The organism is Nocardia glycosmidis (assembly GCF_052545115.1).
On the sequence record NZ_JBQWRH010000066.1, the window covers coordinates 1 to 312 of the forward strand.

A 312-nucleotide genomic window follows, 5' to 3' on the forward strand; every position below is an offset into this window, starting at 1 on the left:
CCCTCCGAGCAGGCCGCGCTGGACCGCTTCGCCGAGTTCAGCGAGAAATGGGAGAAACGCTACCCCGCGATCATCCGGTTGTGGACCAACGCGTGGGCCGAGTTCGTGCCGTTTCTCCAGTTCGACAACGCAATTCGGCAGGTCATCTACACCACAAACGCGATCGAGTCGGTCAACGCCCGAATCCGCCGCGCGGTGAAGGCCCGCGGACATTTTCCGACCGAGGCCGCGGCGTTGAAGTGCGTGTATTTGGCCATCATGAGCCTGGACCCCACTGGCACCGCCCGGCAGCGGTGGTCCAACCGCTGGAAG

Annotated in this window: 1 protein-coding gene; it reads left to right on the plus strand. The window is 64.1% G+C overall.

Features of this window, described 5'->3' with window-relative positions; all coding sequences use genetic code 11:
- A partial coding sequence (locus ACT86A_RS27505) for a transposase (protein ID WP_445095134.1) occupies positions 1-312 on the plus strand: 312 nt, incomplete at both ends.